Annotated in this window: 14 protein-coding genes; 10 read left to right on the top strand and 4 right to left on the bottom strand. The window is 64.7% G+C overall.

What is annotated here, in order from left to right:
- Positions 1 to 268: 268 nt before the first annotated feature.
- On the bottom strand, positions 269 to 3,064 hold the full coding sequence (locus AC1DCU_RS02790; protein ID WP_025876113.1) for a TonB-dependent receptor plug domain-containing protein: 2,796 nt from the start codon (positions 3,062 to 3,064) through the stop codon (positions 269 to 271).
- A 215-nt stretch (positions 3,065 to 3,279) separates the two neighbouring features.
- On the opposite strand from AC1DCU_RS02790, the gene apbC reads away from it, so the two are divergent.
- Positions 3,280 to 4,134, top strand: a complete 855-nt coding sequence (gene apbC, locus AC1DCU_RS02785; RefSeq protein WP_025876115.1) for an iron-sulfur cluster carrier protein ApbC — start codon at positions 3,280 to 3,282, stop codon at positions 4,132 to 4,134.
- Between the two features lie 77 nt (positions 4,135 to 4,211).
- Entirely contained in the window at positions 4,212 to 4,778 is a 567-nt protein-coding gene (gene dcd, locus AC1DCU_RS02780; RefSeq protein WP_025876117.1) for a dCTP deaminase, read from the top strand.
- 98 nt (positions 4,779 to 4,876) lie between these two features.
- Here the strand turns inward: dcd and AC1DCU_RS02775 are convergent, their stop codons facing one another.
- The 3 genes from AC1DCU_RS02775 to AC1DCU_RS02765 are packed head-to-tail and all read right to left on the bottom strand — an operon-like array spanning position 4,877 to position 6,150.
- Positions 4,877 to 5,044 (bottom strand): LiaI-LiaF-like domain-containing protein, encoded by a 168-nt coding sequence (locus AC1DCU_RS02775; protein ID WP_025876120.1) that lies wholly within the window; start codon positions 5,042 to 5,044, stop codon positions 4,877 to 4,879.
- A 15-nt stretch (positions 5,045 to 5,059) separates the two neighbouring features.
- Positions 5,060 to 5,482: an HIT domain-containing protein gene (locus tag AC1DCU_RS02770; protein ID WP_442252205.1), complete on the bottom strand. Its 423-nt coding sequence runs from the start codon at positions 5,480 to 5,482 to the stop codon at positions 5,060 to 5,062.
- Positions 5,479 to 6,150, bottom strand: coding sequence for a dienelactone hydrolase family protein (locus tag AC1DCU_RS02765; RefSeq protein ID WP_313115113.1), 672 nt, complete (start codon positions 6,148 to 6,150; stop codon positions 5,479 to 5,481). Before AC1DCU_RS02765 ends, AC1DCU_RS02770 begins: the two co-directional genes overlap by 4 nt.
- A gap of 368 nt (positions 6,151 to 6,518) precedes the next feature.
- Here AC1DCU_RS02765 and AC1DCU_RS02760 point away from each other — a divergent pair, with 368 nt between their 5' ends.
- The 8 genes from AC1DCU_RS02760 (at position 6,519) to AC1DCU_RS02725 (ending at position 19,527) form a co-directional block, all read left to right on the top strand.
- The gene (locus AC1DCU_RS02760) at positions 6,519 to 6,977 is read left to right on the top strand and encodes a hypothetical protein (protein WP_032975030.1); all 459 of its coding nucleotides are present in this window, start codon (positions 6,519 to 6,521) and stop codon (positions 6,975 to 6,977) included.
- Positions 6,977 to 7,321 carry a hypothetical protein gene (locus AC1DCU_RS02755; protein WP_032975029.1) on the top strand — a complete coding sequence of 115 codons (345 nt, stop codon included), beginning with the start codon at positions 6,977 to 6,979 and terminating at the stop codon, positions 7,319 to 7,321. Before AC1DCU_RS02760 ends, AC1DCU_RS02755 begins: the two co-directional genes overlap by 1 nt.
- An 80-nt stretch (positions 7,322 to 7,401) precedes the next feature.
- On the top strand, positions 7,402 to 7,644 hold the full coding sequence (locus tag AC1DCU_RS02750; RefSeq protein ID WP_235189890.1) for a phage tail assembly protein T: 243 nt from the start codon (positions 7,402 to 7,404) through the stop codon (positions 7,642 to 7,644).
- 94 nt (positions 7,645 to 7,738) lie between these two features.
- Complete coding sequence (locus AC1DCU_RS02745) at positions 7,739 to 10,048, top strand: phage tail tape measure protein (RefSeq protein WP_032975027.1); 2,310 nt, start codon at positions 7,739 to 7,741, stop codon at positions 10,046 to 10,048.
- Positions 10,045 to 10,398, top strand: a complete 354-nt coding sequence (locus tag AC1DCU_RS02740; RefSeq protein WP_032975026.1) for a hypothetical protein — start codon at positions 10,045 to 10,047, stop codon at positions 10,396 to 10,398. Before AC1DCU_RS02745 ends, AC1DCU_RS02740 begins: the two co-directional genes overlap by 4 nt.
- Positions 10,395 to 10,856: a DUF1833 family protein gene (locus AC1DCU_RS02735; RefSeq protein ID WP_032975025.1), complete on the top strand. Its 462-nt coding sequence runs from the start codon at positions 10,395 to 10,397 to the stop codon at positions 10,854 to 10,856. The genes AC1DCU_RS02740 and AC1DCU_RS02735 overlap by 4 nt, the downstream gene beginning before the upstream one ends.
- Complete coding sequence (locus AC1DCU_RS02730) at positions 10,856 to 11,251, top strand: hypothetical protein (protein WP_032975023.1); 396 nt, start codon at positions 10,856 to 10,858, stop codon at positions 11,249 to 11,251. Before AC1DCU_RS02735 ends, AC1DCU_RS02730 begins: the two co-directional genes overlap by 1 nt.
- Complete coding sequence (locus AC1DCU_RS02725) at positions 11,242 to 19,527, top strand: host specificity factor TipJ family phage tail protein (protein ID WP_478013593.1); 8,286 nt, start codon at positions 11,242 to 11,244, stop codon at positions 19,525 to 19,527. The genes AC1DCU_RS02730 and AC1DCU_RS02725 overlap by 10 nt, the downstream gene beginning before the upstream one ends.
- Positions 19,528 to 19,593 lie beyond the last annotated feature (66 nt).

Here is a 19,593-nt window from a genome sequence, read left to right as displayed (position 1 = left end):
TTTCGAACGTAACACACGCTTAACTTGTTTTTCGCGGGCTTGTCGCGCTCTCGCAATGGCCCGTTGGGAGTTAATAAAAATTTCTTTAAAAACAATTGATTGCAATATTGGTACGAATTTGCCGAGTTTGGCTTAATGAACACCCAGTAAATTTTCGGATATTTAACAATCGAGATGTTCCCGCAGCGATCGCCGCACGTGCCTCGCCAAAAAAAAGGCCCCGCCGAAGCGGGGCCTGGTCCGGAATCAAACCCGGAAATCGACGGGATTACTTGCCGAAGTCGTACTTGGCCTGCACGTACACGGTGCGGCCGTAGACGTTGTACAGGTAGTTGTTGAACGGCGTGCCGGAGGTGCCCTGGTAGCTGTGAGCCTGCTGCTCGGGCATCTTGTTGAACACGTTGTTGACCATCAGCGACAGGGTCAGGTCATCCTGCACGCGGTAGTTCACGCTCAGGTTGTAAGTGGTGTACGAAGCCCACTTGCCTGCCTTGTAACCCGACGCACCATGGGTGTACTCGTAGCCGTTCAGGCCCGCCAGGTAGTTCGGGGTGTGGCCGATGTAGTTCGCGTACAGCGTGGTGGTCCACTTGTCCAGCGACCAGGCCACCGACGCGTCGGAACGGACCTTGGCGTAGCTGTCGTAGTTCCACATCGACTTCGGGTTGCCCAGCAGGTCCTGGAAGTCCTCGCCCGGCTGCGCCTGCACTTCACGCTTCAGCATGTTGGTGTAGTTGCCCGAGAACTGCAGCGAACCGAAGCGGCCGATGTCCTGCAGGTACTTGAAGCCGACGGTCACGGCCTGCAGGTTCTGGCGGGCCACGTTCATCTTCGGGGTGTACAGCGAGCTCAGGTTGCCGGCCGAATCGCGCACGACCCAGTCAGCCACGTTCTGGCAGGTGGCCGAGGAGCCGTTCGGCAGGCCGTTGCGGCAGTAGTACTCGGCCAGCAGAAGCTGGTCGGTGCTGGCCGTATCGACTTCGTTCTCGATCTTCCAGTTGTAGTAGTCGGCCGAGATCGACAGGTTCGCCATCGGCGCCCAGACGATGCCCGCGTTCCAGACGTCGGCGGTGATCGGCTCCAGGTCCGGGTTGCCGGCACGCTCGGAGTACACCGAGACGCTGTCTGCGTAGCGGCAGGCGTCGGTGTTGCCCGGCACGTAGCCCAGCTCACCGCAACGGTAGTAGTCGGTGGAGTTGGCAGCGTAATAGCCGCTGCGGCCCTGGAATGCGTCGGGCAGGGTCGGCGCGCGGAAGGCGGTGCCGTACTTGCCGCGGAACAGCAGGCTTTCGATCGGACGGAACTCGACACCCACGCTGTAGGTGGCCTTGTCGACGGTGTTGTCGGCGATCTTGAAGGCGTCATAGCGACCGGAAGCGGTCACCGTCAGCGACTCCAGCAGCGGCATGCGCAGCTCGCTGGTCACCGCGTAGTTGCTGCGATGGCCGTTGCCGGCAACAGCCGACGAGCCCCACACGTCGCCGTCCAGCAGGCGCTGGTCGGGGCTGTAGTCCCAACCTTCGCTGCCGCCTTCGACGACCACGGCCAGGCCGGCATCACCGCCCGGCAGCGAGAACAGCGAGCCGTTGGTGACCTGCGCGCGTGCCAGGTTCTGCCAGGTGCGGCTGTGGTTGGTGGTGTAACCGGTGAAGCCAGCGAAATCTTCCGGCGAGATCGGCGAGTAGAACGCGCCCCAGTTGGTGTTGTAGATGCCGAAGCCATCCTGGGTGCCCAGCTGCGGGCCCAGCACCTTGTCGGCGAAGTAGCTGTTGATGGCATTGCCGAAGCGCTGGAACTTGCTCTCATCCAGGCGGTATTCGCCACGGGTGAAGCTCAGGCTGTAGTCCCAGTTGCCGACCGCACCCTTGCCGCCCAGGGTGACCTGGTAGGCACGGCTCTTGTCGTTGTTCAGGATGCCCTTGTAGCCTTCGCCGCCGATGTCTTCCGGAGCGAACGCGCGCTGCAGGTTGACCAGCTTGCCGGAGGCCTGGTCATAGAAGCCACCCATGGTGCTCTTGGTGCCCCACCAGAGGTAGTTCGAGCCCGAGGTGTATTCGGTCTTTTCCTTGCTGTACAGCACGTCGGCGAACAGCTGGAAGTTGTCGTTCACGTCGAAGGTCATCGACGAGTAGAACTGGCCGCTGTCCTTGCCGTTCTTCAAGGTCTTGTAGCCGGCGCCGAAGACCGAGCCGCAGGACTGGCCCGTCGGGCGGTTCGCCAGCACGGTGGTGCCGTCGAATTGGCCGGCAACGTTGGCGCAGTTGCTCGGGTCCATCATGTACAGCGCATTGGTCTTGGCGTCGATGACGGCGAAGTCGTTCGACGGCAGCTGCGCGGTGTAGCCGTTCGCGTTGTTCTGCTTGGTCAGGTCACGCTGGTAGCCCCAGATCGGGTTGCTGCTTTCGATCTGCACGTTGACCAGTGCATTGAAGCGGTCGTCCAGTGCCGAGAAGCCGTGTGCACCGCTGACGCGGAAGCTGCTGCCACCGCCTTCAGTGGAAGTGCCGCCACGCACGGACAGGCTGCCGCCTTCCATGTGGTCCTTCAGGATGATGTTGACCACGCCGGCGATCGCATCCGAACCGTACAGGGAGGACTGGCCACCCGGCAGGACTTCGATGCGCTCGACGATGTCGATCGGAATGCCGCTGATGTTGTTGAACGCGTCGCCGCCGTTGTACAGCGCCGGGTAGGACATCATCGGGCGGCCGTTGATCAGGTACTTGGTGTAACCCGGATTCAGGCCGAACATGCCAGCGGCTTCAGCGCCCTGGGTGAACGAAGCGGAGGTCTGGCCACCCTGGATGCCGCCGGTGGTCAGCGAGGACTGCTGCAGCACCTCGGCGACGCTGTTGAAGCCGCGCGACTGGATGGCTTCAGCGCTGATGGTCATGACCGGGGTCTGGGTCTCGACCTGGGTCTGCGGGATCAGCGAGCCGGTGACGGTGATCTTGTCCAGATTGGTGGCCTTGTCCTGGGCCATTGCCGGCGAGGCGGCAACCAGGGCGGAGATCAAGGCGACAGCGAGGGTGTTGCGACGTGCAGAATTGCGAAGGTCTTTCATGTAGTTCCGTTCAGAGAGCAAATACGAGTACGGCACTGCGCATGCGCCATCGTGCGTGCCGTAGATCCAGCAACGCAGCCCAAAACCAGTGCTTAGCGAACGTAACATGAACTTAACAATCTGTGCACGAATCTGTAGCAATCCTGAATTTCAGTCAGCGTACGTCCAGCTAGTATGATGTTGGGTTCTTCTTGTCGATTCACCCGGAGCCCGCAGTGAACAGTTCTTCCCGTCGTCCGCATGCCAGCCAGGTGCAGAAGGGACTGGCGCCGCATGCGCGCATCCGCAACGTGATCGCGGTGGGCTCGGGAAAGGGTGGCGTGGGCAAGTCGACCACGGCGGTCAACCTGGCCGTCGCACTGCAGCAGCTGGGGGCGCGCGTAGGCGTGCTTGATGCCGATATCTACGGCCCCAGCGTGCCGGCGATGCTCGGCCTGTCCGGTCGCCCGGAAAGCCCGGACAACAAGAGCATCGAGCCGATGCGGGCCTTCGGCGTGGACACCATGTCGATCGGTTATCTGGTCGAGGACGAAACGCCGCTGATCATGCGCGCACCGCGCGCGACGGCGGCGTTGACCCAGCTGTTCGAAGACACGCTGTGGGACGACCTGGACTATCTGCTGATCGATCTGCCGCCGGGCACCGGCGACATCCAGCTGACCCTGGTGCAGAAGATCCCGCTGGCCGGCGCGGTGATCGTCACCACGCCGCAGGACATCGCTACGCTGGATGCGAAGAAGGCGCTGAAGATGTTCGAGAAGGTCGAGGTGCCGGTGCTGGGCGTGGTCGAAAACATGGCCGTGCATACCTGCAGCAACTGCGGGCATGTGGAGCACCTGTTCGGCGAAGGTGGTGGCGAGCGCATGGCGGCGCAGTACGGCGTGCCGCTGCTGGGGTCGCTGCCGCTGCAGATCGGCATCCGCGAGCAGGGCGATGCCGGTACCCCGATCACCGCCGCGCAGCCGGAATCGGCGGCGGCCCAGGCCTACCACCGTGCCGCCCAGCGTCTGGTCGAGGAAGTGGGCAAGCGCCCGCGCGCTTCGATCCCGATCCTGTCCTCGCTGCTGTAAGGGCCCGCTGGGGGCTGCGGCGGCGACGCCCGGCCCCCTGCTAGAATCCTCGCGCCCCCTCGCACCCAGGACAGAGCATGAGCATCAAGAGTGACCGTTGGATCCGCCGGATGTCCGAACAGCACGGCATGATCGAGCCGTATGAGGCCGGGCAGGTCAAGCAGGCCAACGGCGAGCGCATCGTCAGCTACGGCACTTCCAGCTACGGCTACGACGTGCGCTGCTCGCGCGAGTTCAAGGTGTTCACCAACATCAACTCGACGATCGTGGACCCCAAGCATTTCGATCCGGGCAGCTTCGTCGATATCGTCGGTGACGAGTGCATCATTCCGCCGAACAGCTTCGCGCTGGCACGCACGGTCGAGTATTTCCGCATTCCGCGCGACACCCTGGTGGTGTGCCTGGGCAAGAGCACCTATGCGCGCTGCGGCATCATCGTCAACGTGACCCCGCTGGAGCCGGAGTGGGAAGGCCACGTGACCCTGGAATTCAGCAACACCACGCCGCTGCCGGCGCGCATCTACGCCAACGAAGGCGTGGCGCAGATGCTGTTCTTCCAGTCCGATGAAGTGTGCGAGACCTCGTACAAGGACCGCGGCGGCAAGTACCAGGGCCAGACCGGCGTGACCCTGCCGCGCACCTGACAGCTTGCGTCAGCGCGTATCGGTAGCGCCGGGCCATGCCCGGCGTTTCCGTTTGTGGGTCCGCGCGCTGCGTTCGCCGGGCATGGCCCGGCGCTACCTTATTTGCCGCGACCGAACAGGATCGCGATGCCTACGGCCACCAAGCCGAGCGGCCACCAGGTCAACAGCAGGCGCGACAGGTTCAGGTTGGTCCAGCCCAGGTTGCTGGCCAGCATGAACAGGCCGATCAGGATCAGCAGGATGGCGGCGACGATATTGAATCGCATCGGGTCGGCACTGGCTCAGGAATGGGCTGGATATCCTAGCCGTTCCTTCCAGTAGGCGACATGCTGGTCCAGCGTGGCCGGCTCATAGCGGTGCGCCGGGCCACTGCCCCAGACCGGTCCCGGCCACGCCGGATCGCCGTCGTGGCGGCCGATCACGTGGAAATGCAGCTGGCGCACGATGTTGCCCAGCGCGCCGATGTTGATCTTCTCCACCCCGTCCGAACCGTGCAGGGCCTTGCAGGCGCGGTTGAGCTCGGTGCGCAGCTTGTCCTGCTGCTCGCCGTCCAGCTCGATCCACTCGGTCACCCCGGCCAGACGCGGCACCAGGACCAGCCAGGGGAATCGTTCGTCGTTCATCAGTCGCACTTGCGACAACGGGCCTTCGGCCACCAGTACGCTATCGGTGGCCAGGCGTGAATCGAGTTCGAAATCGCTCATCCAAGATGCTCCGAGAAGAAGTCCAGGGTGCGTTGCAGCGCCAGGGCGGCGCTGTCTGGATCATACGCATGTCCGACCTCGCGGTTGAAGGCATGGTCGGCCGGATAGACGTAGGTCGCCATCTGCGGCAGCTTCTCACGGTGTGCCTGGATCGCCTCCGGCGGGATGCTCTTGTCCTGCGCGCCGAAGTGGAACATAACGGGGGCCTTCGGCGTCTCGTCCAGGAACTGCACGTTGCGCGCGCCGTAGTAGCTCACCGAGGGCAGGCCCAGGCGCAGCGCGGACAGCAGGGCGACGCTGCCACCCCAGCAGTACCCAACCGTGCCGACCTTGCCGTGCGGGGCCAGCCGGGTTGCCGCGGCGCGGACCACTTCCAGTGCCTTTTCCATGCCCAGCGCGGTAACCCGTTCCAGCCCATCCTTCACGCCCTCGGGGGTGTAGGGCAGGGCATCGGGGTCGGCCTCGGGGCCGTCGACCAGGTCGAAGAACGAGGGGGCCAACACGGCGTAGCCCTGGGCGGCGAAGCGTTCGGCGACGCCGCGGATATGCGGGTTGGCGCCGAAGATCTCCTGCACCACCACCAGCGCGCCGCGGGGTTTGCCCTCGGGCAGTGCCTGCCAGGCGCGGACCGGGCCGTAATGCGTATCCAGGATGATCCATTCGGACATCGGGGTGTACCTCGTTGCAGGGAACAGAACGGTATTGTCGACGTTGTGAGGGTTAGCGCGATGTCAGCGGCTGTGCCGCATCGGGCGGCTATGGTGGGGCTGGCTGTGGTTTCCCAAGGCGGTGCAGGTACCGGTTTCCGTATTGACCGGTGCACACCCGAAGCCTAAGCTTTCAGCCACGATGACATACAAGCCTCCGGCGCGAGCCGGGGGCTTTTTTGTTGTCTGCGCGTTGCCCGAGGGCGACGTGGAAACAGGCGGCTGTGCCGGGCCAACCGCGACGAAGACATCCAGGCCGACCCGAGCCTGACAACCCCGAAACCCAGCCGCCGCAAGGCGGCTTTTTCATTTCCAGGAGATTCAACACCATGTCCATCAATCAAGCCATTTCCGCCCAGGACTCCGCGCTGTACGTGAAGGCCGGCACCGCCCCGACCGCGCCGAACAATCCGGCAGGCTATACCGAAATCGACGGCCTGACCGCCTTCCCGTTTGGCCGCGGCCAAGCCAACACTCTCGACGCCACCAACCTGCGTTCGAAGCAGATGGAGAACATCGCGGGTCTGTCCGGCGGCCAGGCCGTACAGGTGTCCGGCCATCGCTGGCCGGTGGGCAGCTCGGCGGGCCAGGAAATCCTGCGTGACGCCGATCCGGATGCCGACCTGCACTTCCTGATGGTGCTGCCCACCGGCGATGCCGCCACCTTCGTGGCCAAGGTCGCAGCCTTCAACGTCGCCCCAGGTACCAACCAGGTGCTGACCTTCACCGCCGATCTGTTGCCGCGTGATTTCGCCATCGTCACCGCTGCTGCCGGCGGCACCCCGTGATGCTGCTGGGCAAGCAGCAGATCCTGGACGCACAGGATCGCCGCCACGAAGACATCGCCGTGCCCGAATGGGGCGGCAATGTGCGTGTGGCGATGATGTCGGCCAGCGACCGTGACCGCTGGGAGCAGGAGACCTATGGCGGTGATACGCCCAAGGTGGATGACTTCCGTGCGCGCTTCGTCGGCCTGTGCCTGGTCGATGAAATGGGGGCGCGCCTGTTCTCCGACCATGAGGTGGCCCAGCTGGGCGCGAAATCGGCGGCGGCGCTGGATCGCGTGTTCCGTGTCGCGCAGACGCTCAATGCGCTCGGCGATGCGGCCGTGGGAGAGCTGGAAAAAAACTGATCCGCCGGCCTGAGCGCCGGCTTCAGTTCCGGATCGCGTGGCGGCTGGGCCTCCCGCATCCGGACCACCTGTTGGCGGGAGTGACGTCCCGCCAGCTCTCGGAGATGTACGCGTTCGCACGGCTGGAACCGATGGATCAGCCACTGCAGGGGATGCTTGCGCAGCTGACCAGTGTGCTGGCCCAGGTGCATGGCAACGCGACCACGGCCGAGGACTTCCTGCTGGTGCGGCCGCGCGCCTCGCCGGAGAAGGCTGCCAAGGAACGCTCGCAGCAGCTGCTGGAGATGTTCGGCAGCGCATCGCGCCGCAACGCTGCGCCGTGATCCCAGGCGGGGCAGGGCATGGCTTCTCCGAGGTGTGGCATGCAATCGAACCTGGGGCCCTGCGGGGCCCCTCATCATTCTTGGAGGAACGCATATGGCGTCCACTAACCAGAATCTAGACGTAGTACTGCGGGTCAATACGACGGGCTTCCGTAACGCAATGGCGGAGGCCAGCCGCCTGGCAACGCAGAATCTCAAGACAATGCGGGCGGAGGCCGAGCGGACGGCAGCCGCGCTGGCGCGCGTGCATGCCGCACCTGAAGGCGCGGCGGCAAAGGCAGGGGCAAGCGCAAAAGGCGGGGAAGATGTACTCCGCAGCGGCGTGAAGGAGCTTGGCAACGGCCTGCTGACTGCTGCAGGCGGCCCATGGGGCATCGCCATCGCGTCGGTGCAGAAGCTCGGCGAAGCGTACATGGACATGGTCAAGGCATCCGAACGTGCCCGTGCCGAGTTCAATGAACAGATGCAATCGCTGAAGCTGATGTCGTTCACAATGGATGAAGTCGGCAAGGGTCTGCGGGATCGCAGCATGCCGATGGATGTCGCCGTCGCTTCGCTGCATGAGCAGGCAAAGGCCATGCGCGAGCTCGAAGCGCGCAAGCGCGCGCTGGAGGGGGCCGTCACCCATTGGGAAGGGCGCGTGGCCTATGGCCAGCAGTCGGGGCGGGAGGGCGCCGGCATGAGCGCGGGGGCCGACTACGCAGGGCTGAAGGCCGCGCAGGACGCCTTGAAGGAGTTTGAAGGCAAGACCGATCCGGTGCGGCGCCAGTTCCAGGAGCTGCAGGAACAGATCCGTGGCTCAATGGATCCAGAGCTGTTCAAGAGGGTCCAGGACGCCATCAACAATCTCGACATCCAGACGTTGGTCCAGCTCAAGGCAGAGGTAGGCTTGACGCGCTGGGAGGCACTGCAGGCCGGTTCGGCGATCTCGGGCATGCTCGGTGGCATGCGCGGAGAAGCGTGGCGAGACGAGGTCGAGTGGATCCGTCTAACCCGTGGCGAGTACGCGGCATGGTTGGCTGAACGCGGTGCGGAAATAAATGCCAACGGCGGGCCGGACAAGATGGACCCGGCCCAGCGCGCCGAGTTCAACAGGGACGCCGCACGCAAGAAGGCCGACATCGAACGCAAGGCCCAGTTCCGCGAACAGCAGCAGGCAGCCCAGCAGTCGGTCAGAGGCGTGAATGAACAGGCCGATGCGTACGCAGCACTGATGGATCGCATCGAGAAGCAGATGGCCCAGGACCGAGTGCGCCAGAAGCTGAAAGAGGGGATGACAGAGACGGAAAAGCTGCAAGTCACCCTCCTTGACGAGATGGAGCATGCCGAGAAGAAACTCGGCGAGCAGAAGCAACTGCGGGTGAAGGCCTCGCTGGTTGCAGCGGTGGCCCTGGCCAAGGAGGCGGCAGCTGCTGAAGCGTCGAAGAAGGCCCAGCAGGACCTGCTGAAGCTGCAGCGGGAGCTCCAGCAGGCGGCGCAGGCACAGCAGCGCGGCAACGACCAGGAACTGTTCGGCATCGGCCATGGCGCAGCGAGCGTGGATCGCATGCAACGCCGTTCCGCGCTGGATGAGGACCGCGACAACCGAAAGCGTGCGTTGGACGACGAGTCGCGCAGTGAAGACGGCAAGGTCATCGAATCGGAGCGCTACAGGACCCTGCTGGCCGAGCTCGATGCGTTCCATGAGCAGTCCCTGCAACGCGAGGCCGCGTTCCAGGAGAGCAAGAAGGCATACCAGTCCGATTGGAAGAACGGCGCGATGCGGGCCTTCGAGGACTACGCCGACGCTGCCGCCAACGCTGCCGAGCTGAGCCACGGCGTGTTCAGCAATGCCCTGGGGGGGCTGGAAGAAAGCCTGGTCAAGTTTGCCCAGACCGGCAAGCTGTCCTTCTCCGACCTGGCCGACTCGATCATCGCCGATCTGGCGCGCTTGGCAGCCAAACAGATGGTCAGTGGACTGATCAGGTCGGTCGGGCAGTTGTTCGGGCCGAAGATCACCGGCTTTTCCATCGGCGGTTACACCGGCCCTGGCGGCAAGTACGAACCGGCCGGCATCGTCCACAAGGGTGAAGGTGTACTCAGCCAGGAGGACATGGCGGCACTCGGCGGCCCATCGGCATTCTTTGCTCTGCGCACGTCGCTGCGAACCGGCAACGGCCTGGGCGGCGGCGAAAGCGGAGGCTATGCGCAGGTGCCGATCGCCCGTGCCGGCGAGGGTGGGATGAACGTGGAAATCAACAACTACGGCGAAGGCCGGGTCAACACCCGGGAAGAACGCCAGCGCATGCCGGATGGCAGCGAAGTGAGGCGACTGGTGATCGACATCGTGGGCGACAGCCTCAACGGTGGCGAGCTGGGCGCCATTGGACGGGCCCGATATGGATGGACGGAGGCAGTGGGATGAGCAGTTGGCCAGAGTATGCAGAGATTCGTTTCGCCGACTATGGCGAGGAGATCGTCGCGTCCGAAGAGCGGACCGACATGGAGCGCGGGCCGAGCAAGATGCGCGCGCTCAACAGCCGGGTGATGAAGAATGTGTACGCCTCGGTGCAGTTCCGCAGTGCGGCCGACGCCGAGGCGTTCGAGGAGTGGTACCTGCGCGATGTCGGTCGTGTCGGCTGGTTCACGATGGAGCACCCACGGACCGGGCAGCCGATCAGCGCCCGCTTTCCGCAGGGGATCGGTCGCCTGGTGCCGCTCAACACCCAGTTCCGTTTCTCCAAGCGTGATCTGGTGCTGGAGTACATGCGATGAGCTCGTTCCATGAACGTCGCCAGCGCCTGGCTGATACCCAGGGGCCGCTGATGCTGCTGGAAGTGTCGGCGCCATCGATGCCGGAAGTGCTGCGGATCGTCAACGACAACGTGAACTGGACCAGCAATGGCAGCGAGTTCATCGCCGCGCCATTCGGCTTTCAGCTTCCCGACGACGTCAGCGGGCAGGCTCCGCGTGCGCAGCTGGTGATCGACAATATCGGCCGCGCACTCACCGAAGACCTGGAAGCACTGGCCCCGGGCGAGATGGTGACCGCCCGGTTGATGCTGACCGACCGTGCCAACCCGGATGCCATCGAGGCCGAGTACGACCTGCCGATGACCCAGGTATCGGTCAACACGCGCACGGTCAGCGCCCAGTGCGGCGTCGATTTCCTGATGCGCCAGCAGGCCGTGCTGCTGCACGCCAATCCGTTCACGTTGCCGGGGATCTTCTGATGCGCCTGGTCGACGTCGAGCGATGGGTGGGCATTCCCTATGACGAAGCCGCGTGCGACTGCGCCGACCTGGTGGTGCAGGTGCAGCGGGCGCTGTTCGCCCGTGAAGTGGCGCTGCCCGGACGGCGCCCGCGCGGGCGGCGCGGCTCGGCCGAACTGGGCGCGCTGTCGCGCGCGCAGGCGGTAGCCCGCGAGGGCCCACCGCAGGACGGCGACCTGGTACTGATGATCGAACGCGGACAACACAACCCCGGCCATGCCGGGGTTTTCTTTTTCCTGGCCCACGAGGGCTGGGTTCTGCACAGCAATGAAACGAACGGCTGCAGCGTGCTGCACCGCGTTCGTGACCTGCCCGGATATGGGCTGAGGATCGAGGGATACTACGCATGGAACTGACCCCACAACCGGCGACCGACGGTCGCCTCATCATCACCCCGCATCCGGTGCTGCTGGATGGCCAGCGCAACGTGCCGGTCGACCTGCGCCCGGGCGAAAGCCTGTACGCCTTCCTCATGCGCCATATCGATGGCCTCGATGGGCAGGCCTGGCAGGTCTGCGTGGATGGTATCGATGTCCCGCGTGAGCAGTGGATGCAGGTGCGGCCGCGGCATGGGCAGCTGATCGAAGTCCGCAGCGTGGTCGGCAAAGCGGTGATCCCGTTGGTGGCGATGATCGCGCTGACCTACTTCACCTTCGGCATCGGCACGCTGGTGGCAGGCTCGGCCTGGGGTGCGGGCGCGGTAGCGGGGCTCAGCGCCACCTACGGCACTGCTCTGGCGTCAGCGGTGTACGTGGCCGGCAGCGTGCTGATCAACAAGGTGTTGGGCCCGAAGCCTCCCCGGCCCGGTGGTGGTGGCGTTGCCGATACCGCCTATTCGCTGGCTGCGCCTCGCAACCGCGTGCGCGCCTATGAGCCGCTGGGCCTGCTGTTCGGCTCCACGCGCGTGGCGCCCGATCTGATCAGCCGTCCCTATACGTGGTTCGAGGACGACGAACAGTTCGTCGGCATGACCCTGAGCCCAGGCATCAATGTCGGCCGTGTCGAGGCCCTGCAGAACGGTGAGTCACCGCTGTCCAGCTATGAGGGGGTGCGCACCTGGTTCCGAGGCTTCCCGCAGATGCCGGACGAAGCGATTCCGCTCTACAGCAACGCGGATGTGATCGAAGGCGCTCTGTTGCTGGATACCGGCAGCGACGCCAAGCATGTGGCCAGCCCGTGGGTGGAGCGCACCAGTTCGGCCGAGACGCTGCGCCTGCAGGTGAACGTGGAATTCCGTCTGTGGGACACGACCTCCAAGGGCAAGGACAAGGACAACCGCGAGCAGCTCCAGATCCAGTACCGCCCGGTAGGCACCACCAACTGGCAGTTGTTCGGCAACTACAACCTTGTGGGGCGCACGCAGAAAGCCCGTCGGGTGAGCTACGGTCGCGATGTGGAGCTTGGCCAGTACGACGTGCGTGTGCGCGTGGCTGGACAGAACACCGATGGCAGCGGTGCGCAGGCGAACTTCACCTGGACCACGCTGGTCAGCGTTCAGCGTGACGATGCCAGCCATGCCGGCATTCCCGCGATCGGCCTGCAGATGAAGGCCTCCGGCCAGCTCAACGGCACCCCGGATGAAATCCGCTGCGTGGCCCATTCGCGGCCGATCCCGGTGTGGAAGGGCGATGCGGTTGGCTGGGTGACCGAGGAGACCAGCAACCCGGGCGCGCAGATTCTGGCCTACGTGCGTGGCATCAACGACGAAAATGGCAAGCGCATCGCAGGCCTGGGCATGGCGGATCGACGCATCGACATTGAAAGCCTGAAGGCCTTCATGTTGCATTGCGCAGACAATGCGCTTGGCTATGACTACTGGCTGACAGAAGTACGCAGCCACCAGGCGGTGCTGGATGCCATCGCCCTGGCCGGCTTCGGCCAGGTGACATGGGCAAAGGGCCGCCTGGGCGTGGCATGGGCCGCCGACGAGCAGCCGCTCTCCGGCGTCGTCAACATGGCGACGATCAAGAAGGGCCAGTTCCAGGTCGACTACACCCTGGCCAATGCCGCCGACGGCATCGAGTACAGCTATCTGGACCGCCGCACCTGGAAGGCGGCGACGCTACGCGTGCCGGCACCGGGTGTGGAAGTGATGCTCAACCCGGCCAAGATCACCGGCGAGGGCGTCAGCACCGAAGCCCACGCCGCGATGCTGGCGCGTTGGCATCTGGCGCAGAGCGTCTACCAGTACAAGTCGATCAGCTACAGCACCGACATCGAGCACCTGGCCTACTCGCGGTTGTCCGTGCTGGCGTTGCAGCACGACCTGACCCAGTGGGGCTTCGGTGGCCGCCTGATCGGCGCCACGGTCGATGCCGAAGGTGTGACCACGCTGCAGTTGGACGAGCCGGTGCCGCCGCCCGCGGTGGGCAGTGCGTTCATTGGCCTGCGCGTCCCGGGCGAGCGCGTCTACCGCGTACTGCGCGTGGTACCTGGCAGCGAGCCGAGCGACACCCTGGTGTTGGCGGACCCGTGGCCGGCCGACGCGTCGCTGCCTGGCAGCAGCGAGACCAATCCTGCGCACGACACCATCTGGATCTATGATTTCAAACAGACGCCGGGTACACGCGTGCGCGTGACCGGCATCCGTCCGGAGGGCGACCTCAAGGGTGCGTCAGTGGACGTGGTGCAGGAAGGGCCTGCGTTCTGGCACTACGTGCGCACCGGCCAGTACGTACCGCCGTCGAACGAATCGTCGCTGCAGACCCGCCCCATCGCCAGCAACCTGAAAGTGATCGAACGGCAGGTCAGTCAGGGCGGCAGCGTCCATACCGAACTGCAGGCCAGCTTCGACATCAGCGGGCCGGTGGGTGACACGCTGGTGTTGTCCGATCCAGACGGCAATGCCGCTTTGGAGGAAGTCGCACGTACCACGACGCGCTCGGCAAGCTGGTCGATCCCCGGCGCGGGTACCTATCCCATCGTCGTGCGTCCGTACAGTCCGGAGGGACGCGCCGGCGTGGCGGTGTCTGCCCAATACACGACGTTGGGCGCTGACGCGCCGCCTGTCCTGGTCGACCTGTTCGACATCGAGGAGCTCAGTGGCGGCGTGCGTCGCTACGTATGGGGCTTCTTCAGCGATACGGTGCAGTCGGCCGACTTCGCTGGTGTGGAGATCCGCTACACCGCGGGCAGCATCGACAACCCGCTTTGGGAGCAGATGACCCCGCTCGGCGATGCAGGTGGCTTCTTCACTGCTGCGATCGAAGCGGTGCTGCCGGCGTCGGGCAGTTGGACCTTTGCCTGCCGCAGTCGCAACACCTCGGGTGTACTCTCGACGGCCGCCCGCTACCTGCGACGTTCGCTCGGCCGCAACGTCGGGCAGACGCTGGAGGGGATCGGTGGCGTGGTGGAGTCGGTCAAGCAGGATCTGGGCAAGGAAATCACTGCCCGCATCGACAACGACCTGGCCAATGCCACCCAGGCGGCCGAAGCACTGCGCAGCGAATCGCTGCGCCTGCAGGAACAGATCACGGCCGGGGCCGAACGGCTTGCCGGGCAGGCCGAAAGGCTCGACCAGCAGGCGCTGGCGATCAAGGCAGGCACCGATGGCCTGGCGCGCGAAGTGCTGGACCGCGCTGCAGGTGATCTGAATACCCGCACCGAGCTGACCACGGCGGTGACCCGCGAAACCAGCGAGCGCCGGTCGGATGTCGAGAATCTCACGCGGATGGTGAGCCAGCTGTCGGCAGGCAGTGGTGTGCAGTTCGACAGCAAGCGCATCTGGTACTTCGACAACAGCGTGGAAGGTTGGGGCGCGAACGGCGGCAGTCCAACGTTGGTGGATGGCTGGTTGCGTCCGGCCAACCATGCCAGCGATGCCTTCGTGGCCAGCCCGCGCGGCCAGGACGTCCAGGGCGCGGCGCACCGCTTCGTCAAGCTGCGTATCCGCAAAGTGGGTAGTCCTGCCTGGGACGGCCGGCTGCTGTGGAACGGCCCCGGCCAGTCGTGGGACAACGCTCGCATGGTGCAGTTCGCAGAGCCGGGCTATGACAGCAATGGCATCGCGACGCTGGATGTGGACAACATTCCGTGGAACGGTACCGTGGTCGACCAGATCCGCCTGGATCTGTCCAAGGCGCAGACCGATGCCCACTACTTCCTGCTGGACTGGGTGGCGATCGGCCGACCGACACCGGGCGCGTCGGTGGCCATGCTGCAGGACGAAGCCAGTGCACGCATCGCGGCCGATTCCAGCGAGGCCAGCCGTCGAGAGACGCTCGGCGTGCAACTGCGAGGCAGTTACGAAGGAAGCGATCTGGCGGGCGTCAGCCAGGGCCTGATCGCGGCGGAGAAGTCCGCGCGGCTCAGCGGCGACCAGGTCAACGCACAATCGATCCAGGCACTGCAGGCACGCATGCCAGCAGGTACCGGCGCGCTGGCGACCAATGCCAGCGTCAGCAGCCTGCAGCAGGCAATGGTCACCGCCGATACCGCGCTGGGGAGGCGTGTGGACAGCCTGGACGCTACGATGGGCGACAAGGTTGGCTCCAGTGCCTTCAATGCGCTGAAGACGGAAGTGGGGCAACTCGATGGCAAGGTCACCACCAGCAGCCAGGACCTGGTCCAGCTGAAGAGCCGCATGGAGGCGGTGATGGGCGCAGGCAGCAACCTGGCGCTCAATGGTGACTTCAACCTGGCCTCCGAAGGTTGGACATTCTTCAATACGACGGCTGCGTCGGTGGTGCGCGAGGGGCGTGGCAACACCCTGTGCTGGAAAGCCGCGCCCTATGCAGGGGGCAGCAACGCGGTGGTCAGCGCGGCGGTCAACGAAGGGCGTGTCATCGCTCTGACCGCTGGCCGCCGCTATCGCGTTTCCTGCTGGACGCGGACCAGCGAGGACTTCGACGGCACGGCCGACAATACCAAGCTGCGTATTGGCGACCAGAACGGCAACCTGATGGCGGCTGCGACAGCGTCGTTCCCCAGGTCCGTGGATTGGGTGAAGACCGAGACCTTCGTGAACCTGCCGTCCTCCGGCACGGTGCAGGGCATCAAGGTCACGATCAATCGCAACGGCACGGCCGGCACGCTGTGGCTGGATGACCTGTGGGTGGAGGAAGTGACTGACGCCGATGCGAATGCCTCGGCGATCACGGGTCTGTCGACCAAGGTGGAGCAGATCGATGGCAGGCTGACGACCGCTGCCGAGGATGTGACACGCCTGGCGTCCGGTATCGGCAACATGGTGGCTTACAACATCATTGCCAATGCGCACATCAACGCCTGGCCCACCGGCGGTCCGCGGGCATCGGGTGTGTATCGCGCCAACGGCAGCATCGTGGCCGGCATGGGCGCCAACCGCGGCCTGCGGGTAGGGGTGATCAATGCGGACAACAGCATCAGCAGTACCGCCGTATTCGACACGTACGGCAATCTGCAAGCTGAATCGGCCCGTTTCAACTCCTGGTACGACGAAACCCTGAAGGACAACCAGTACTTCATCGCCTATACGTCGGACGCGGTGGGGGCGATCAGCAGCGGCACCAACGCCGACACCATCGGCCTGCGCACCCGCCTGCTTGATGCCGGTCTTTCGCAGGAGAACCTTGCGGCGCTTTCCGGCGGACGGATGCTGGTGATGGTCGGGCGCAGGAAGAGTGGCGCCGGTGGCGGCAGGCAGATCCTGTCTCCGCCCCCGCTGGATGCCAGCCGCGTTGGCCTATGGGTGGAAATGACCATCACCCTGCTCAATGGTGTACCGACCGGATCGCAGGACTCGTCGGCGCTGGATCGTGCGTCGCGGGCCAATGCCGAAGCGCTGACCGGGCTGCGCACCGACGTGGGCAAGCTCGGTACCGACCTGGCATCTGCGGCAGACAGCATCACCAGCCTGGGTGCACGGATCGATACCTCCGTGGTGAGCAATGACAACCTGCTGCGCAACAGCACCTTCGCCGGCAGTGCCGCGTGGTGGACGTTGACCCGCACGCTGCCGGCAAACACCGTGGAATGGGTTAAGGCCTCTGGCCAAGGCGGCGATGCGTTGTTGATGACGCACGGCCCGCAGGCCGGCCAGAACCCGGTAATCACAGCCAATGACTCCCGGTGGCTGCCGGTGGCTGCCGGCAAGTCACGCCGGTACCGGATGGTGATGATCGCCCGCGCCTTTGATGGCGCAACGGCGACGCTGGTATGCCGCCTGAGGGTGCGCACCACGGGTGTTGGCGAAAGCCATGCGGACGTGACACTGAACCTGACCGACGGTGCCTGGAGAACCTACACAGCGGAGTGGTCGGCTGGGCTGGATCGCAATGAAGTGATGCCGCAGGTGCACCTGACCAATGCGAATGGCAAGGTGTTGTTCGACCGCGTCGAGCTCTATGACATCACCGATGCACAGGACATCGCAGGTAATGCCACGGCGATCTCCAACCTGCGCACCGACGTGGTGCAGCTTGGCGACCGCATCACCAGCAGTGCGGCCAATGTGGTCAAGCTGCAGTCGGATGTGCAGTCGGTTCTCAACGGAAGCGACAGCCTGTTCCCGCTGGGGGCGTTCGAAACCTTCCAGGACGGCCAACTGCTGGGTAGTGCGGCGGGCACGATCTACACCGCCCGCACCGATGCGCGCCGGACCGGTGAGCGTGGCCTGGATGTGAATGTCGCAGCCAACACCAGCCCGAACACGAATGCGGACATGTACGTTGGCCAGTGGACCCCAATCACCGGCAATCGTCGCATCTACGTGGAGTACTACGCGCGCCTGCATCCGGACAGCATCCAGCCGACCGGAGGCTCCATCAGGGTGGGCTGGCAGACCACGAACGAAGCCAACGCGGAAAGCTCGTGGCCATTGCAGGCCTACGCCCTTGCCTCCCTGCGCAAGGATGGGTGGACCAAGGTCAGCGGCTACATGAATACGGCGGTCTCTGCCGCGAAGTGGCGGATGCTCGTCAGCATCCCGGGTGGAAACGGCACACGGGAAGTGGGGGTGCGCGTCCAGGTTGATGACATCCGCATGATCGATGTCACCGATGCCTACGCTGCCCAGCAGAGCGCCGCTGCCAACGCAACGGCGGTGACTGCGCTGACCACGAAGGTGGATCAGCAGGGGGCGAAGGTCGATGCGCAGGCACAGCAGCTCACCGACCTGTCCAGCGGGCTGAAGGGCGTACTCAACACCGGCAGCGGTCTGCTGCCCAATCCCGATTTCGCAGAGGGCCTGGGAGGCTGGACCGCATCGGCAGCCGCCAACGGTGCAGTGTGGAGCACGGTCAATGGCGACGGCCGTCCGGGCGTGCTGCTCAATCGATATACCAGTGTGAATCCAACACTGCAGCCCAATGGCGGCAAGTGGGTGCCAATCAATGGTGCACGTCGATTGCGCGTGGTCGTACGTGCCTGTGGCGCAGGTGGGGCGAACAACCTGATGGTGCGGATGTATCGCAGGAGCGTCGCCGGGCAGCAGTCCAACCAGGACCTGCGTGCCGTGTTCGCTGTGGAGGCATTCGAGACCCGCACGTTTGATTTCGATGCGTTCAACAGCGGCATCGATGCGTGGCGGCTGAATGTGTACGCCTATCCGGACAACGGCCAGGTACGCGTGGACAGCGTGCAGGTGTACGACATCACCGATCAGTTGGCCAATGATGCCAATGCCTCGGCGATCAGCGGGCTCAGCACGTCCGTTGCGCAGCAGGGCAGCAAGCTGGACACCACCGCACGTGACCTGACCCAGCTCAAGACCCAGGTGGGGGATGTATCGGCCAGCGGCTTCTCGCAGCTGAAAAGCCAAGTGAGCCAGCAGGGAACGCAGATGACGGCGCTGTCCGGGCGCGTGGATGGCGTGCAGGCATCGTTGGGCGGCAAGGCGGATGCGGCGGTGGTTACCAGCATGCAGGCGCAGGTCAAGAACCTCGGATCGGGCGGCAACCTGCTGATGAACACCACCTTCCCGTTCTGGCAGCGCTCGGGTTGGGGCTGGGGAAGCAATCCCGGCGCACGCTGGTCCGAGCTGGGCAATCCCACCGGTGATGACAATTGGCATCCGAAGGGCATATTCGGGCTCGGATCTGTCACGGGTGGTGTTCTGGCCGCTGGTGCGATGGCTTGGTGGGGTACCGAGTACGACATCGCCATCGAGGGTGGCAAGACGTACTGCGCCTCTGCATGGATCAATGCCCATCGAGTGGAGGTCAAGCTGGAGCTGACGTTCTTCGATGCGTCCGGTAACCACCTTGGGCTTGTACACAGTCCGGGCGTCCGCAACAACACGGGAATCCCAATCACGCTGGACAGGGTGTCGCGGCCATTCCTGATAACGCAGGCGCCCGCTAATACGGCATCCGCGCGCTTCCGCGTCATCGTGATCGGTACCGGTGAGGACACGCCTTATTTCTGGATGTTCCGCCCGATGCTCAGCCAGGTGGATGCGGCAGCAACCACGCCGCCGACCTGGTCGGCCGGTGGCACCGAGTCATCCGCGCAGTGGTCGGTCAATGTCCGCGCCGACGGCAGGGTGGGGGGCGTGCAGCTGGCCTCCAATGGACAGGTCTCGCGCTTCGACGTGGTGGCCGATGCGTTCAGCGTCAGCGCACCGGGCGGCGGCCGGCGTACCGAGTACAGCGACGGCAACTGGCGTGTCTTCGACGAGGCCGGACGCCTGCGCGTGCGTATGGGTGTGTGGTGACACGGTGCCTGCCGTCCCCGGCAGGTGCCGCGGGTTTCAACCGTATCGGCCGCCGGTGAAAGCGGC

The sequence above is a fragment of the Stenotrophomonas sp. 10L48 genome, assembly GCF_056395105.1.
The sequence above is the reverse complement of the archived record's forward strand: the minus strand, read 5'-3'. Positions and strand labels throughout refer to the sequence as shown.

Excerpts from the sequence above, each read along its gene's own strand:
- AC1DCU_RS02790 (WP_025876113.1), bottom strand. The coding sequence starts at position 3,064 with ATGAAAGACCTTCGCAATTCTGCACGTCGCAACACCCTCGCTGTCGCC.
- dcd (WP_025876117.1), top strand. The coding sequence starts at position 4,212 with ATGAGCATCAAGAGTGACCGTTGGATCCGCCGGATGTCCGAACAGCAC.
- AC1DCU_RS02775 (WP_025876120.1), bottom strand. The coding sequence starts at position 5,044 with ATGCGATTCAATATCGTCGCCGCCATCCTGCTGATCCTGATCGGCCTG.
- AC1DCU_RS02770 (WP_442252205.1), bottom strand. The coding sequence starts at position 5,482 with ATGAGCGATTTCGAACTCGATTCACGCCTGGCCACCGATAGCGTACTG.
- AC1DCU_RS02765 (WP_313115113.1), bottom strand. The coding sequence starts at position 6,150 with ATGTCCGAATGGATCATCCTGGATACGCATTACGGCCCGGTCCGCGCC.
- AC1DCU_RS02760 (WP_032975030.1), top strand. The coding sequence starts at position 6,519 with ATGTCCATCAATCAAGCCATTTCCGCCCAGGACTCCGCGCTGTACGTG.
- AC1DCU_RS02755 (WP_032975029.1), top strand. The coding sequence starts at position 6,977 with ATGCTGCTGGGCAAGCAGCAGATCCTGGACGCACAGGATCGCCGCCAC.
- AC1DCU_RS02745 (WP_032975027.1), top strand. The coding sequence starts at position 7,739 with ATGGCGTCCACTAACCAGAATCTAGACGTAGTACTGCGGGTCAATACG.
- AC1DCU_RS02740 (WP_032975026.1), top strand. The coding sequence starts at position 10,045 with ATGAGCAGTTGGCCAGAGTATGCAGAGATTCGTTTCGCCGACTATGGC.
- AC1DCU_RS02735 (WP_032975025.1), top strand. The coding sequence starts at position 10,395 with ATGAGCTCGTTCCATGAACGTCGCCAGCGCCTGGCTGATACCCAGGGG.
- AC1DCU_RS02730 (WP_032975023.1), top strand. The coding sequence starts at position 10,856 with ATGCGCCTGGTCGACGTCGAGCGATGGGTGGGCATTCCCTATGACGAA.
- AC1DCU_RS02725 (WP_478013593.1), top strand. The coding sequence starts at position 11,242 with ATGGAACTGACCCCACAACCGGCGACCGACGGTCGCCTCATCATCACC.